The organism is Phormidium sp. CCY1219, from assembly GCF_035615515.1.
Lineage (GTDB): Bacteria > Cyanobacteriota > Cyanobacteriia > Cyanobacteriales > Laspinemataceae > CCY1219.
Genome location: NZ_JAJENT010000840.1, coordinates 1 through 12,933, shown reverse-complemented (window position 1 = coordinate 12,933; position 12,933 = coordinate 1). Strand labels below are relative to the sequence as shown.

Annotated in this window: 9 protein-coding genes; 3 read left to right on the top strand and 6 right to left on the bottom strand. The window is 50.1% G+C overall.

Annotated features, from left to right (window positions below):
• Nucleotides 1-708: 708 nt before the first annotated feature.
• Both LKK83_RS26750 and LKK83_RS26745 read right to left on the bottom strand, forming a co-directional pair.
• The gene (locus LKK83_RS26750) at nt 709-1,044 is read right to left on the bottom strand and encodes a DUF4870 domain-containing protein (RefSeq protein WP_324634527.1); all 336 of its coding nucleotides are present in this window, start codon (nt 1,042-1,044) and stop codon (nt 709-711) included.
• 214 nt (nt 1,045-1,258) lie between these two features.
• Complete coding sequence (locus LKK83_RS26745) at nt 1,259-1,603, bottom strand: DUF4870 domain-containing protein (protein ID WP_324634526.1); 345 nt, start codon at nt 1,601-1,603, stop codon at nt 1,259-1,261.
• Between the two features lie 154 nt (nt 1,604-1,757).
• Between LKK83_RS26745 and prfC the strand changes: the two genes are divergently transcribed.
• The 3 genes from prfC (at nt 1,758) to LKK83_RS26730 (ending at nt 7,327) form a co-directional block, all read left to right on the top strand.
• Nucleotides 1,758-3,386 (top strand): peptide chain release factor 3, encoded by a 1,629-nt coding sequence (gene prfC, locus LKK83_RS26740; RefSeq protein WP_324634525.1) that lies wholly within the window; start codon nt 1,758-1,760, stop codon nt 3,384-3,386.
• Between the two features lie 106 nt (nt 3,387-3,492).
• Nucleotides 3,493-6,012, top strand: coding sequence for a M48 family metalloprotease (locus LKK83_RS26735; protein ID WP_324634524.1), 2,520 nt, complete (start codon nt 3,493-3,495; stop codon nt 6,010-6,012).
• An 874-nt stretch (nt 6,013-6,886) separates the two neighbouring features.
• Nucleotides 6,887-7,327 carry an RNA recognition motif domain-containing protein gene (locus tag LKK83_RS26730; RefSeq protein WP_324634523.1) on the top strand — a complete coding sequence of 147 codons (441 nt, stop codon included), beginning with the start codon at nt 6,887-6,889 and terminating at the stop codon, nt 7,325-7,327.
• On the opposite strand, the gene LKK83_RS26725 is transcribed toward LKK83_RS26730, so the two are convergent.
• From LKK83_RS26725 to pds, 4 genes are all read right to left on the bottom strand, one after another.
• On the bottom strand, nt 7,301-7,510 hold the full coding sequence (locus LKK83_RS26725; RefSeq protein ID WP_324634522.1) for a hypothetical protein: 210 nt from the start codon (nt 7,508-7,510) through the stop codon (nt 7,301-7,303). The genes LKK83_RS26730 and LKK83_RS26725 overlap by 27 nt on opposite strands.
• A 198-nt stretch (nt 7,511-7,708) precedes the next feature.
• Nucleotides 7,709-8,776: an EAL domain-containing protein gene (locus LKK83_RS26720; protein ID WP_324634521.1), complete on the bottom strand. Its 1,068-nt coding sequence runs from the start codon at nt 8,774-8,776 to the stop codon at nt 7,709-7,711.
• Nucleotides 8,777-9,575: 799 nt separating this feature from the next.
• Entirely contained in the window at nt 9,576-10,508 is a 933-nt protein-coding gene (gene crtB / locus LKK83_RS26715) for a 15-cis-phytoene synthase CrtB (protein ID WP_324634520.1), read from the bottom strand.
• 103 nt (nt 10,509-10,611) lie between these two features.
• Nucleotides 10,612-11,988 (bottom strand): 15-cis-phytoene desaturase, encoded by a 1,377-nt coding sequence (pds, locus tag LKK83_RS26710; RefSeq protein ID WP_324634519.1) that lies wholly within the window; start codon nt 11,986-11,988, stop codon nt 10,612-10,614.
• Nucleotides 11,989-12,933: the final 945 nt, after the last annotated feature.

Below are 12,933 nucleotides of genomic sequence, written 5' to 3'. Positions count from 1 at the left end.
CGGAATAGTTATTTCGCCAACAGTGCCCTATCGGTGGAAAAAACTGTACCGCTAACCGGAATAGTTATTTATCCCCAGTCCAACCATCCACGCTATTGGTGGAAAGAAACTGTACCGACAGCGCCACAGTTGTACCCTCTAACATCCTTATCGAAAAATGGTATAACGCTATAGCAGGTCTCAAATTTATGGGGTATGCAGTATTTCTGTCCCAACCGCGCAGATGGGAATCCAGAACAACTTTCTATTTTCTATGTACTCGTGCAAAAATAATTGCAGAGGTAGGGTGGGCTTTGTCACTCATTCTTAGGTGCCGATCGCGCATCTGTTCGCGAACTGACCACCCTACAAACTGCGTTAATTGGATGTAAGCAAGGGTGCCAATTATTTTGCACATTTATTGGGGGGGGAGGCGGTAGTTCTGGAGGGACGTTCCCCTCTGGGGGGAACGAGTTAAAGGAGTTAACGAGTTAACGAGTTAAAACCTGTAAATTATTTTGCATAAGTGCTTAAAATTTATTTGGTATGACTGCTTACCTCACCCTTATGATAACCGCTATAAACGAACGGTCAGTTAGAGAAAGAGTGGTGACAAGGAATAATTCGCGAGACAATTAAGAATCAAGAATTGAGAATTGAGGATTTTTAAAACGATTATTGCTTAATTCTTAATTCTTAATTTTTGGCAATTGCCTAGTTAAAGATAAACTATACTAAGCGAAAAATGAACGGGTAACGGTAAACTGAGTTTGGGTTACTAACCACTTTAACCAGTGCCAAAATCGGCATCACAACACTAGCAACCGCCAAAAGAATCAACAAGGGAATTCCAATAACAACCAGGGTCAGCAGACCAAAAATGATTGCATAGATGTAAATATTGATGTGAAAATTGATAGATTCCTTGGCATTTTCCTTCACCACCGGGTCGTCAGAGACAAACAGAATGGCGATCGGAACGCCAAAAGAGACGATAGAAGCGCTGAAAAATATGGCGGCGTGAGAAACAGCCGAGAAGAGTTTGCGTTTATCTGAGTCATACATGAGTTAAATTTCCAATAACTTTTATGGGTTTACGGGAGAAAATGCACTTGAAGTCAAAGGGGGAAAATGGAGAAAACAGAGAGCCAGATTGGGGGGGGAGCGGATGCGTGGAAATCGAGGTAAAAAATATTCCGACAAGGGTAAAGAGAGCATCCGCAGAAACCCGAGATGTGCGGGAGGGATGCCCCCGATGGAGGGGGGGGAGAAATAGGGATTACAACAGACGAAAGATAAAGGGATATTTGAACGGTTCGTCAGGATTGCCGAATACCTTTAATAAAGCAAAAGCCGTTAGTCCCCAGTGTAGCAAAAATCCAATCGGACCGAGGATGATTCCGAGCAAACCAAAGGTGAGCCAAGCCAAGCCACCGATAATGGCACCATAAAACCAGACATTGAGGTGAAAATTAATCGATTCTTGGGCATTATCCTTAACCACCGGGTCATCAGAGACGAACAAAATGACAATTGGGATACCGATAGAGACAAATAGGGTACTGGCAAAAATTGCGCCATGTGCCAGGAGGGATAAAATCCGGCGCTTATCCGAATCGTACATAACAGATGCTCCTCTTGTGGTAGTTGCGAGGCGCAGGGTAGCGACGCCTGAGGGGTCAGGCGATCGCCAAAGATGCGCCTAGTCATCCTTAAGCTAGCGTAATTTTGCTAAACTCGGATTGAAGCATTGCCGAACCGGCTGACTACTATCCATTATGTCCGAAGCAATCCAGACCGAAATGAAAACAGCCGTAGACAGACGGCGAAATTTTGCGATTATCTCCCACCCCGACGCGGGGAAAACCACATTAACCGAAAAACTGCTACTGTACGGAGGGGCAATTCACGAAGCCGGTGCGGTAAAAGCGAAGCGAGCACAGCGCCATGCGACTTCAGACTGGATGGCGATGGAACAACAGCGGGGAATTTCGATCGCCTCCACCGTTTTGCAGTTTGAATATCAAAACAAGCAAATTAACCTTCTAGATACCCCCGGACACCAGGACTTTAGCGAAGACACCTATCGCACCTTAGCGGCGGCGGATAATGCGGTAATGCTAGAAGATGCAGCCAAAGGATTAGAACCGCAGACGCGCAAATTATTTGAAGTTTGTCGGATGCGATCGATGCCGATTTTCACCTTTATGAATAAGATGGATCGGCCCACTCGCGACCCCTTAGAATTGCTCGATGAAATCGAGAGCGAATTAGGGATGACCACCTATGCAGTAAATTGGCCTATCGGACAGGGCGATCGCTTCAAAGGAGTGTACGATCGCCGCACCCAAAAAATCCACTTATTCCAAAGAACCGCCCACGGTTCCAAAGAAGCAGTAGACACCGCGATCGACCTAGGCGATCCGCGCATCGAAGACCTGCTCGATCGCGACACGATATATCAACTAAAAGACGAACTTGAATTACTCGAAGAAGTCGCCGCCGATTTAGACTTAGAGCAAATCCACGCCGGAAAAATGACCCCGGTATTTTTTGGTAGTGCCATGACCAACTTTGGGGTCAAACTATTTCTCGATTCCTTCTTAGAATACGCCCTCAAACCCACCTCGCGACAAAGCTCGCGCGGAGAAATCAACCCTCACCATCCCGACTTTAGCGGATTTGTCTTCAAACTGCAAGCCAACATGGATCCGAGACATCGCGATCGCATCGCCTTCGTCCGCGTTTGTACCGGCAAATTTGAAAAAGACATGACCGTAAACCATTCCCGGACTGGAAAAACCGTCCGCTTATCCCGCCCGCAGAAATTATTTGCCCAAGGGCGGGAATCCTTAGAAGAAGCCTATCCCGGAGACGTGATCGGATTAAACAATCCCGGCGTATTTGCCATTGGCGACACCATTTACGTGGGCAAAAAACTCGAATACGAAGGAATTCCCTGTTTTTCCCCCGAATTATTCGCTTACCTCAAAAATCCCAACCCGTCCAAATTCAAACAATTTCGCAAAGGCGTTTCCGAATTGCGCGAAGAAGGTGCGGTGCAAATCATGTATTCCGTAGACGAATCCAAACGCGATCCGATATTAGCCGCCGTGGGACAACTGCAATTTGAAGTAGTTCAATTCCGACTGCAAAACGAGTATAATGTCGAGACTCGCCTCGACCCTTTGCCCTTTGCGATCGCCCGCTGGGTGGCTGGCGGTTGGGAAGCCTTAGAAAAAGCCGGACGACTGTTTAATACCGCAACGGTTAAAGATAGCTGGGGACGCCCCGTGTTGCTGTTTAAAAACGAATGGAATTTGCAGCAGACTCAAGCGGACCATCCCGAATTAAAATTAAATACCACTGCGCCAGTGGTTTCGGGACAAGAACCCGAATCGATTTAACCGCTAATCCACACAGAATTAAGAAGATAAACCACCAGGTTTTTTATTCTTAATTTCGCGGGAATTTTCCCTTTTTGGTTCATCTGCCACTTGTGAATTAAAACCCATGCAAAACTCGGATCTAGAGACTGGTTTGGCAGCGCTCAAGGATGATGATTATGCAACGGCGATCGCCATCCTGGAAAGGGTTTGCGAACGAGAATTGCACCAACCCACCGTTTATCGGGCGCAAATTGCCTTAGTCAAAGCGTATCAAAAGAACCGCTCCCCAGACCAAGCGATCGCCTTGTGTCAAACCCTGACTCGATCCAACAATCCAAAAATCAAGCAATGGGCCATCGATCGCCTCGGCAAATTACAGAAACACTTTCCCGCGCCGCGATCGCAGCCCGCCGATTTTTCATTATCACAAGATGCGGCAAATGTCAACCACCAAACCGGCGATCGCACCGGATTTATTCCCTTAGAAAACTCTCCCGGCGAGACCTCCACCCCGCCACCCCCACCATCCATCGGCGATCGCACCGGATTTATCCCCTTAGAAGACTCACCCGCCGAAAAATCCACCCCCTCCCATCCCCCCTTACCGCCGCCCCTCCCCGGGAAAGCAAAACCCTCCAACGGCGATCGCAGCGGATTTACCCCGTTAAATCCCCCCGCCAAACCCTCTCGAAAGCCGCGATCGCAACCGCCATCCCCACCGCCGATGCCACCGAAACCCCCCGCATCTCCCGCGAAATCCAGAAAAACCCCGCCATCACCGGTGGCAGACAAAAACCAGTCCCGCAAACCCGACACCCCGCAAACCGAACCCCCGATCGCGCCTAAACGCCAATTAACCTGGAGACAAGCGGAACGCGCCGAAAAGTGGCGACCCTTAAAAGTCGTCAAACCGCGCCAGTTATTTTTCACCCAAATTGCCACCGCGATCGGCTTATTTTGGATGCTGCACCTGTTGCTGCATTGGGGAATGGCGATCGCCAACGAAATCCTCTACCGACTGCCATTACTCTGGCCGATTCAAGCCTTTTACCGCGACCAAACTTGGGTATTACTCGGGGGATTGGCGGTATTGTTTGCCGCTTCGCCCTGGTTACTCGATGCCATACTGCGCCAGTTTTACGGCATGAAATCCCTCTCCGTAAAAGCCCTCGGAGAATTCAGTCCCGAGGCGCGGCGATTAGTCCCTCGCTATTGTTTCGATCGCAAAATACCCACCGTGCAACTGGGCATTTTGCCCACCTCCGCCCCGATCGCCTTCACCTATGGCTGCTTGCCCCGATTTGCGCGGATTGCCGTCAGCGAGGGCTTGTTGCAGGAATTAGAAGACGATGAAATTGCGGCAATATATGCGGGGGAGTTAGGACATATTCAAAGTTGGGATTTTCCCCTGATGTCCTTGGCGGTTTTATTGTGCCAAATTCCTTATTTAATTTATTGGCAAGTGGCGCGGGAAGCTGACAAGTTGCTCGATGAGCAAAAAACCGTCCTGAGAACGTTAACTTTGGGCATGGCGGGGGTGATTTCAGCGGTGGCGTATGGCTTTTATCGCCTGCTGCGCTGGCCGGTATTATGGTTGTCGCGTCAGCGGTTGTACTACAGCGATCGCGTGGCGGCGTCTTTGACGGGGAATCCGAATGGATTGACGCGCGGGTTATTGAAGATGGCGTACGCGATGGTGAAAGATATCGAAAAACAGGGTCAAACCAGTTTTGCGATGGAAGGGTTTGATTTGCTGATGCCGATTTCCCCCGCCCAGGGAATGGCTTTGGGAAGTTGTGGCGCGATCGCAGATTGGGAAACCCTGTTGCAGTGGGATAGGCGCAATCCCCATGAGAAATGGCTGAGTGTGAATAATTCCCATCCGCCCCTTGGGCGACGGCTGACATTATTAGATCTGTATGCGCGATTTTGGAAATTGGATTCGGAATTGGATTTGGCCAATTCGCCGGATACCGGATCTTCGGCAAGTGGTAAGGGGAAGGTGAAGCGGCTGTTTTTGCAAGGTGCCCCCTATTTTGGTTTGCCTTTGGGGTTGGTCCTCGGTGGCGCGATTTGGATTCTTGGGGCGATGTTGTCTCAGTTGGGCATAGGGGCGCTGGATTGGGTCTGGGGAGATGAGGCGATTTTGCAAGGGTCGGTGGCGATCGCGATAAGTTTGGGGATTTTTATTCGCATCAATCATTTTTTCCCCGATGTGACGCGGAAAAATTTGCAGGTGAATCCGGATTTGGCAGAGGCGATCGCCGATGCAAATGCTTTACCAGTGGATAGTCCGCCCATTTCTGTGGAAGGTACTCTGGTGGGACGCCCCGGGGTCAGCAATTGGCTGGGTCAGGATTTAATGGTGCGATCTCCTACCGGGTTGCTGAAGCTGCATTGTTTTTCGCAACTCGGACCACTATTATATTTGTGGCCCGATGCCCACGGTCCCAAAGATTGGCTGGGTCAGTCGGTGACCGTGACCGGATGGTTTCGTCGCGGGACGACGGTGTGGCTAGATGTGGAAGTTCTCAAGAATGCTGAGGGAAAATCTCGGTATTGTTATCATCCGATTTGGTCTACGATTTTGGCCGCTTTGGGGGTGTTGTTGGGGGTTTATCTGATTTCTCGCGGCGGTCTGTAAGTTGAGACAATTTCGGTGGGCCAGTGGCGATCGCCGGCGGGGGTGGAATTGCTAGGGGTTTCTGTTATAATTGCCTCGACTCCATCTAACCCTTGCCGCCGCAAGCCGCGAGGGGGTTAGGCTCGGCTGTTTCCCCCGGCGATCGGGGGTTTTGTTGGGGGAATTGCTTTAGTAAAAGATGAGAACCGGTTAAAAACGCGCGAATTTTTGCTCGTTTTTAGTGTTGCTACCGTGATGGTGTTTGGGATCCCAACTCGTGATGCCTTGCGGTTCCGTAAATTTTAGGTCAAAAAAAATTTGAAAATTTCTCTGAGAAAGACTAGCTTTCAAGTTAAAACTGTGTTACGTTAAAGAATGGATCGATTGTTAGCGCTGGAAAGCGTAATGGAATTAGAGGCTGTAGCCCATTTCTGGTATAGTGAATTATAAAGCGCCATTTGACAATAGCATCAAGTTTAATCTTGAGCCGTTTGAATTTTCCCCGAGGGGAGAAACGCGAACGGTAGCTTTGTCGTGGGAAAGGAGCTTCTGGTTGAGGATGTGGTTTTGACAGTAAGGTTTTATAAACACCCTAAATGGGCGATCGCGAAAAATCACATGCTAGCCCTAACATTTCTCCAGACGATCCAACCAGTTCGCGGCAAGCAGATGGCGCATTTTTTTGTCTATAGGGTGTGCCATGTGTAGGATTCAAAATATGAAAGCGACTATGGTAAGGGCAGTCCTCACTTTTGTCAAACGCCGCAAAGGGAGGACGGTAGGGGCATTTGGAGCGCGCGCAGGCGTGACCTGTGAAGCCACAACTTACCCCATTTGCTAAACAGTAAGGTTTTGCACTCTATCGAACGAACTCATTCCAAAGGAGGAAAGATACATGTCTATTCGATTGTATGTGGGTAATTTGCCCAAAGAAGTCGATCGCCAAGAATTGCAAGAGGTATTTGCGGAAGCAGAACCGGTGTCCACAAAGGTGATTACCGATCGCAAAACCGGCAAATGTCGCGGATTTGGATTTGTCACCGTCAAGAATGACGAACAAGCCGACCAATTTATTGAAAAGTTCAACGGCTATATGTTCCAAGACAATGCGCTCAAAATTGAGAAGGCATTGCCTCGGAAGAAAAATAAAGGGGGAGAAGAAAACACGCCAAAACCAAGCAAACCAGGTAGCGGCGAAGGTCGCAGCAAGTCAAAACGCTCTGGTGGCGGTTCGAGTTCCGCCCCCTCACAAGACTCGGTGCAACCCGATCCGCGCTGGGCAGATGAGTTAGCCAAACTCAAGGAAATGTTAGCCGCACAAACCAGCAATTCCTAAGCGATCGCGGCAATTAAATGGAATCCCGAGGCGCGATCGCGCTGTTTCGGGATTTTCCTGCTTAGGGGCGAGGGTAGGAGTGGCGATCGTCGAGGGGGAACCTCGGCACGATTTCCCGAAAAAGACCCGATCGATGGCATCAACTGAGAGCGGCGATCGCCCGGAGGGATGGAACCATTCCACTGATTCAATCGGGGATTAAATCGGCGATCGCATCCTCCCCTCATATCATCTCCGCTCCAGTGTCGGCGAAACCCACTCCATTGAAATACCCCCGGGGCAAACCTAGGGCTTAGCCATACCCAGAATCGGCGATAATGCACCTAAGCGGAGGAATTATTCTTCATTGCTATTGCACCGGAAAGGATATAACCCCATCAGTTAGGATGCCTTCGATAACGCAAATTTTCGGAAAGGAAACGGTTGGTGTCGCAACGTCACCTCCGGACGTGCCAAACCAAACCCTTGTCCGAAGTCTACCCCCAACTGGCGACAAAATTCGATATCCGCCATATCTTCGAGTCCTTCCGCTAGCACCAAAATTCCCTCTTGATGCGCCGAATCTAGCAAACTTTTAATCAGGGTTTGCTTCAGGGTATATTTACTGCAACCGTGAACCAGTCGGCGGTCGAGTTTCACCACATCCGGTCGCAACTCCATTGCATAGCGATCCACCGATACGCAGCCACACAAATCATCCACCGCAATTCCAAATCCCCACTGGCGTAATTTGGCAATTTGCTCCGAGAGTTCTTCGCTTTGAGCCAACACTTCCACTTCCGTTAGCTCAAACACAATTTGTTTGGGTTGTAATCCTAAATCGATCGCTTGTTGTAAATTTTCTTCCAGGGATTGCGGATTGCGAGTAATTGCGTTGGGCAAGATGTTAATGAAAAATTTTTCCTGGGTATCGATCGCGGCAATTGACTCGAAACAGATTTGCCGCGCGAGTTCGTCAAACTCGCAAGTTAAGTGGGTGGACAATGCCGCTTTAATTAATTGACCGCCACTCAAGCAGTTTCCCGTTTCATCTCTGGCGCGTGCCAGACATTCATAGGCGGTGATTTGTCCCGAGGAGAGTTGAAAAATCGGTTGATATTTGAAAAATAAGTGACGCCTAAGTAAAAGGCGAAAAAACCATGCATGTCTAACCGAAGAAGTCACCGAGTTGAGGGGTTGAGCGTTGAGGAATTCGCGCAGCAACTCCGTGGAGTCGAGAGGGACATCGGTGATGCAGAAGCGAGAGGCGCTTTGAGCGGTTTCGGAGAGTTGCTCACTGAGTTGGACAAACACATCTGCAAGCTGGGGTTTGCAAATTCGGCGATAAAGGAGTTGCGGTACGGCACGAACCGATTGAAATCCGAGGTTGACAAGAAAGCGACTGGTCTGCCCGTCATGCGGTTGTATAAGCAATTGGGGCAAATTGCTTAAGTGGTTGACATTTGACATGGTTCTTGCTTTTGAGATAATTAAATTTTTATTACGAAATATGAACTTTGTCAAATCTATGATAAGCCCTCTTGGACCGGAAAGGTAGTCATATGAGTTACAACCCTTTCAAATTCAGATGGCAAGCGGGTTTTGCCCTTGGCCCTGGTGGTAGATCTGAAAACCCGAGAAGGGTGAAAACCGATCCGGAAGCTGACAGATGTAGGGATAAAAATCGGCCACTGTCGGCGGCGTGACGCCAGAGGTCGAGCGGGCAATTCTTCTGCGTGAAAATTGGGAGATCCCGCCCCGAGAGGGTTATTTATTCCTCCCCTCCCATTTTCCCCTCTTTGGGTCTTTGCGTGACCCCCCTCCGTAGGTTGTGCAATGTTCCCACAGTATGGTAATGGGGACCGATCGCCCACAGGGGGCTAGGGATAACATCGATTGAGGGGTTTGCCAGAATTCTGGGGGGCGAGTCAGGTGGGGGATGGGGTGAATTCGGTGGAAAAAATCACCGGGCAGGTAGCTCGATGCGCGGTGGAAGAGAAGGGCGGCTGTGGTGCGCTCAGAAGCGAGGTGTGCGGTGGTAGGATTGCGCCCTAACTCATTCTCATTCATAGATTAGCCGTCTTTTGTAGTGCTGCTATTGTGGGTACATTTTCGCCCTGGTGGTGGGGAAAAGAGTGACCGTGCTGAGGAATGGCGATCGCGTCTGATGCGGTTGCAGCGCTCTCGAGGGCGCAGGGCAACCGAAAAATGGGCGCACCTTGGTGCGCCCTGATAAATGTTCGGACAGAATGATGGGCGGGGAAATCCCTCAGAGCACTTGCGCCCGCAGCCATGCTAGGGGCAAGGATAGAAGTTTGCGGGATTTCGGCACGAAGGCGCGCTGACTAAACACATCATACTGATTGCGTTCGATCGCATCGAGAATCTGGCTGTAGAGCATACTTGCCGCCCACACGGGCCAGCGAGCATCAGCGCTCAGGGCGAGAATCCCTTTTTCTGCTTGGGCGTAGAACTGGCGGGCGCGTTGAATTTGGAATCGCATCAACGCCTGCCATCGTTCGTCTACCACACCGTTGAATAAATCTTCCTCGGTGTAGTTAAACAAGGCTAACTCGCTCAGGGGCAGATAAATGCGACCGCGACGGGCATCTTCGCCCACATCGCGCAAGATGTTGGTGAGCTGGTTGGCAATGCCGAGAGCGATCGCCTCTTCTTTTGGGTCCGGTGCTTCTGGCATCTGTTGCTCCCAAGGCGAGGATCGAGGCAATGGCTCGACCCCCATCACCGGCAGGGACATCAACCCCACTGTTCCCGCCACGCGGTAACAGTAGAGTTCGAGGTCTTCAAACGTCTCGTAGCGGCTGCGGTACAGATCCATGCGCTGACCCGCAATCATCTCCCGAAACGGTTGAATATCCAAGTCAAAGCGCTCGAGGGTATGGACGAACGCCACATCTGTGTCTTCTACGGGGTGGCCCGCAAACAGGGATTCGAGCTGACTTTCCCACCGATCGAGCGTTTCCGGTGTGGTAAATCGCGCTCGCGGCCCATCGACCAGTTCATCCGTGCGACGGCACCAGGCATAAATCGCCCAAATTGCCCGCCGTTTTTCCTCTGACATTAACAGGGTGCCCAGATAAAAGGTGCGGGCGTGCTTTGCCGTGATTTGACGACACAGCTCATAGGCGTCCGCTGGGGAGGCCAGGGTTTTCATGCGTGGGTGTTCGGACAATTGCAGCATTGATTGCAGGCGGGGAGCGTCTTGAGATGCCAGAACTTTTGATTTGGAGTTTAGGGAATTTGAGTTGATAGCCACTACTAAAATCTAAAATCTAAAATTCGCGCTACGGCTGACGACTCGCAATGGCCTGCGCTGTCAGCTTACCAGAAAGTACCGCTCCTTCCATACTCGCAAGGTAACGTTGCATGGTGTAATCACCCGTTAGATAGAAGTTATCAATCGGCGTGACTTGGGACGGACGGTACTTCTGTCGTCCCGCGATCGCTTTGTAAACCGAGCGTGGCGTCTTGACCACGTGATATTTCAATAATTTGGCCGGGGTCTCGCTACAGAAGTGGTCGGGAAACAGTTTTTCTAGCTCGCGGAGTGTGGCATCCACGATTTCGCGATCGCTTTTGCCGATCCACTCTTTCGCCGGTGCCAGAACCAGTTCTAGCATGGAGCGATCGCGATTGGCATACTCCCGACAGGTGTTGCTCATGTCGGCATAAACGCTCAACAGAGACGAGCGCGAAAACAATAAATGGTCTATATCGCTTAGTTTGCGATCGAACCACAGATGCAGGTTAATCACCGGCACCCCTTCTAACCCTTCGAGCTTTTTAAAATACTCTATCTCTCGCCACGGTTGGGGCAGCATCCGCTTCAAGGGATCCACCGGCATCGCCGAGACGTAGGCATCCGCCTTTACGGTCTGTTCCCCCCCGCCATTCAATCCCCGAATCGCAAATCCCTCCACTTTGCCATCTTCGTTGAGCAAAAAGTCTTTCACTGGTGCGTTTAACCTCACCTGCCCACCGCCTTGCGTAATATAGTCTACCATCGGCTGACACAGCCGCTCGGTGGGGGATCCATCCAGGAAGGCCATCCTTGACCCCTCTTTCTCTTGTAAAAACCGATTCAGTGCCGTCAGCACCACGGTGGCGGAAATTTCGTCTGGGTTGATGAAGTTCAGCGCCTTAGACATGGCGATGAATACTTCTTTTTCTACTCTCGCAGGGATGTTTTGCCGCTTTAGCCACTCGGAAAATGAATAGCGATCCATTTCCTCGACGTATTTCTGCCCTTGAATCATTGCCGGAATCAGCCCCATCCCAAACTGGACTTTCTCCCCCCAGGTGAGCATGTCGTTGTTCCGCAAAATCGCCCAGATGCCGTTTAGCGGGGCGGGCATGTTCGGAAAGTTAAAGCGGGAGTAGGTTCCCGGATTTTCCGGCTGGTTGAAAATCATGGTGTGTTCTTTCCATTGCAGCCGATCTTCGATGTCGAGTTCTTTAAATAGCTGCAGCATGTTGGGATATGCACCAAAGAAAATGTGCAGTCCCGTTTCGTACCAGTCTCCATCTTCGTCTTTCCATGCTGCGACTTTGCCACCAAGCACGTCCCGCCGTTCTAGAACGATGGGCTGGTGTCCCAAGTCTGTTAAATATTTCGCGCAGGAAAGTCCTGCTAAGCCTGCTCCCGCGATCGCCACTCGCATTTGATGGTAATCCCCTCGTTTTTCTTAAGATACTGTTAAGTTTTTTGCTCCGCCTCTCATTATACCTTTGCAAACTGTTACATTTTGCCGATTTTGCCGCCCTTTTTTGAAATTAACTTCTTTTATATCCCAGTTAAGCTCTGATAGGCTCAACTGAGCATTCCTCGAAACCGAATCCGGACGGCAGACTCGAACGGCTTCTCGAATCCCCCCGAGTCCTCTCAATGCCAGCCCATTCCGAATCCCCAATCCCCAATCCCCAATCCCCAATCTCTCATTCTTAATTCTTCCTAAAAGCGTTACAATACTGCAATACATTCGCTTGTCATTTATATTGCATCGGCTATTGCTCGATAGCTCGTTAGATGATTAAATCGCTAAATGGCAGTATAAAAATACGGCTACAAACAACCCGAGATAACAAAACGGCAAAAAGAAGCGCAAAAATGACAATCGGTAATGATATAATTCCGGCATTGATGGTTTGCCGCACCGGCATAAGTAGGGAAAACGCACCCGCCCTTTTTGAGACGATATTGCTGTTTCAAGGAGGGGTTTTACCCCTAGAAAATTTTCGGCAAGTGTCGATCGAGTCGTCTTTGCAATCGATAATTGGAGTTGTTGCTCATTGGCATCCAAACCCCTGCAATAACAGAAGTGATTTGCCCGGTTCGCTCGCTTCTCTAAATTAGGAGGGATGTTTCGCGCAAAACGCCCCGTTTTGCTCGAAATATCCCCACTCCCTCCGCCCCACCCTGGGTCGCAGCCTTAGAAGTACCTGTTGGAGACTTTCTCTGCCCTCCAATGCTTCGGTTTTCAACCGCGAACACCCCCCACTCTATTGAACCATCAGTTGCGATCGTGAAAGGAACCGTCAGGGACTCCGTAGAAACCAACCCCATGTCTAAAGCCAGGGGCTTGTACTTCTAACCACCTGACCAGCCT

Excerpts from the sequence above, each read along its gene's own strand:
- LKK83_RS26720 (WP_324634521.1), bottom strand. The coding sequence starts at position 8,776 with ATGTCAAATGTCAACCACTTAAGCAATTTGCCCCAATTGCTTATACAA.
- LKK83_RS26750 (WP_324634527.1), bottom strand. The coding sequence starts at position 1,044 with ATGTATGACTCAGATAAACGCAAACTCTTCTCGGCTGTTTCTCACGCC.
- prfC (WP_324634525.1), top strand. The coding sequence starts at position 1,758 with ATGTCCGAAGCAATCCAGACCGAAATGAAAACAGCCGTAGACAGACGG.
- LKK83_RS26735 (WP_324634524.1), top strand. The coding sequence starts at position 3,493 with ATGCAAAACTCGGATCTAGAGACTGGTTTGGCAGCGCTCAAGGATGAT.
- pds (WP_324634519.1), bottom strand. The coding sequence starts at position 11,988 with ATGCGAGTGGCGATCGCGGGAGCAGGCTTAGCAGGACTTTCCTGCGCG.
- LKK83_RS26730 (WP_324634523.1), top strand. The coding sequence starts at position 6,887 with ATGTCTATTCGATTGTATGTGGGTAATTTGCCCAAAGAAGTCGATCGC.
- crtB (WP_324634520.1), bottom strand. The coding sequence starts at position 10,508 with ATGCTGCAATTGTCCGAACACCCACGCATGAAAACCCTGGCCTCCCCA.
- LKK83_RS26745 (WP_324634526.1), bottom strand. The coding sequence starts at position 1,603 with ATGTACGATTCGGATAAGCGCCGGATTTTATCCCTCCTGGCACATGGC.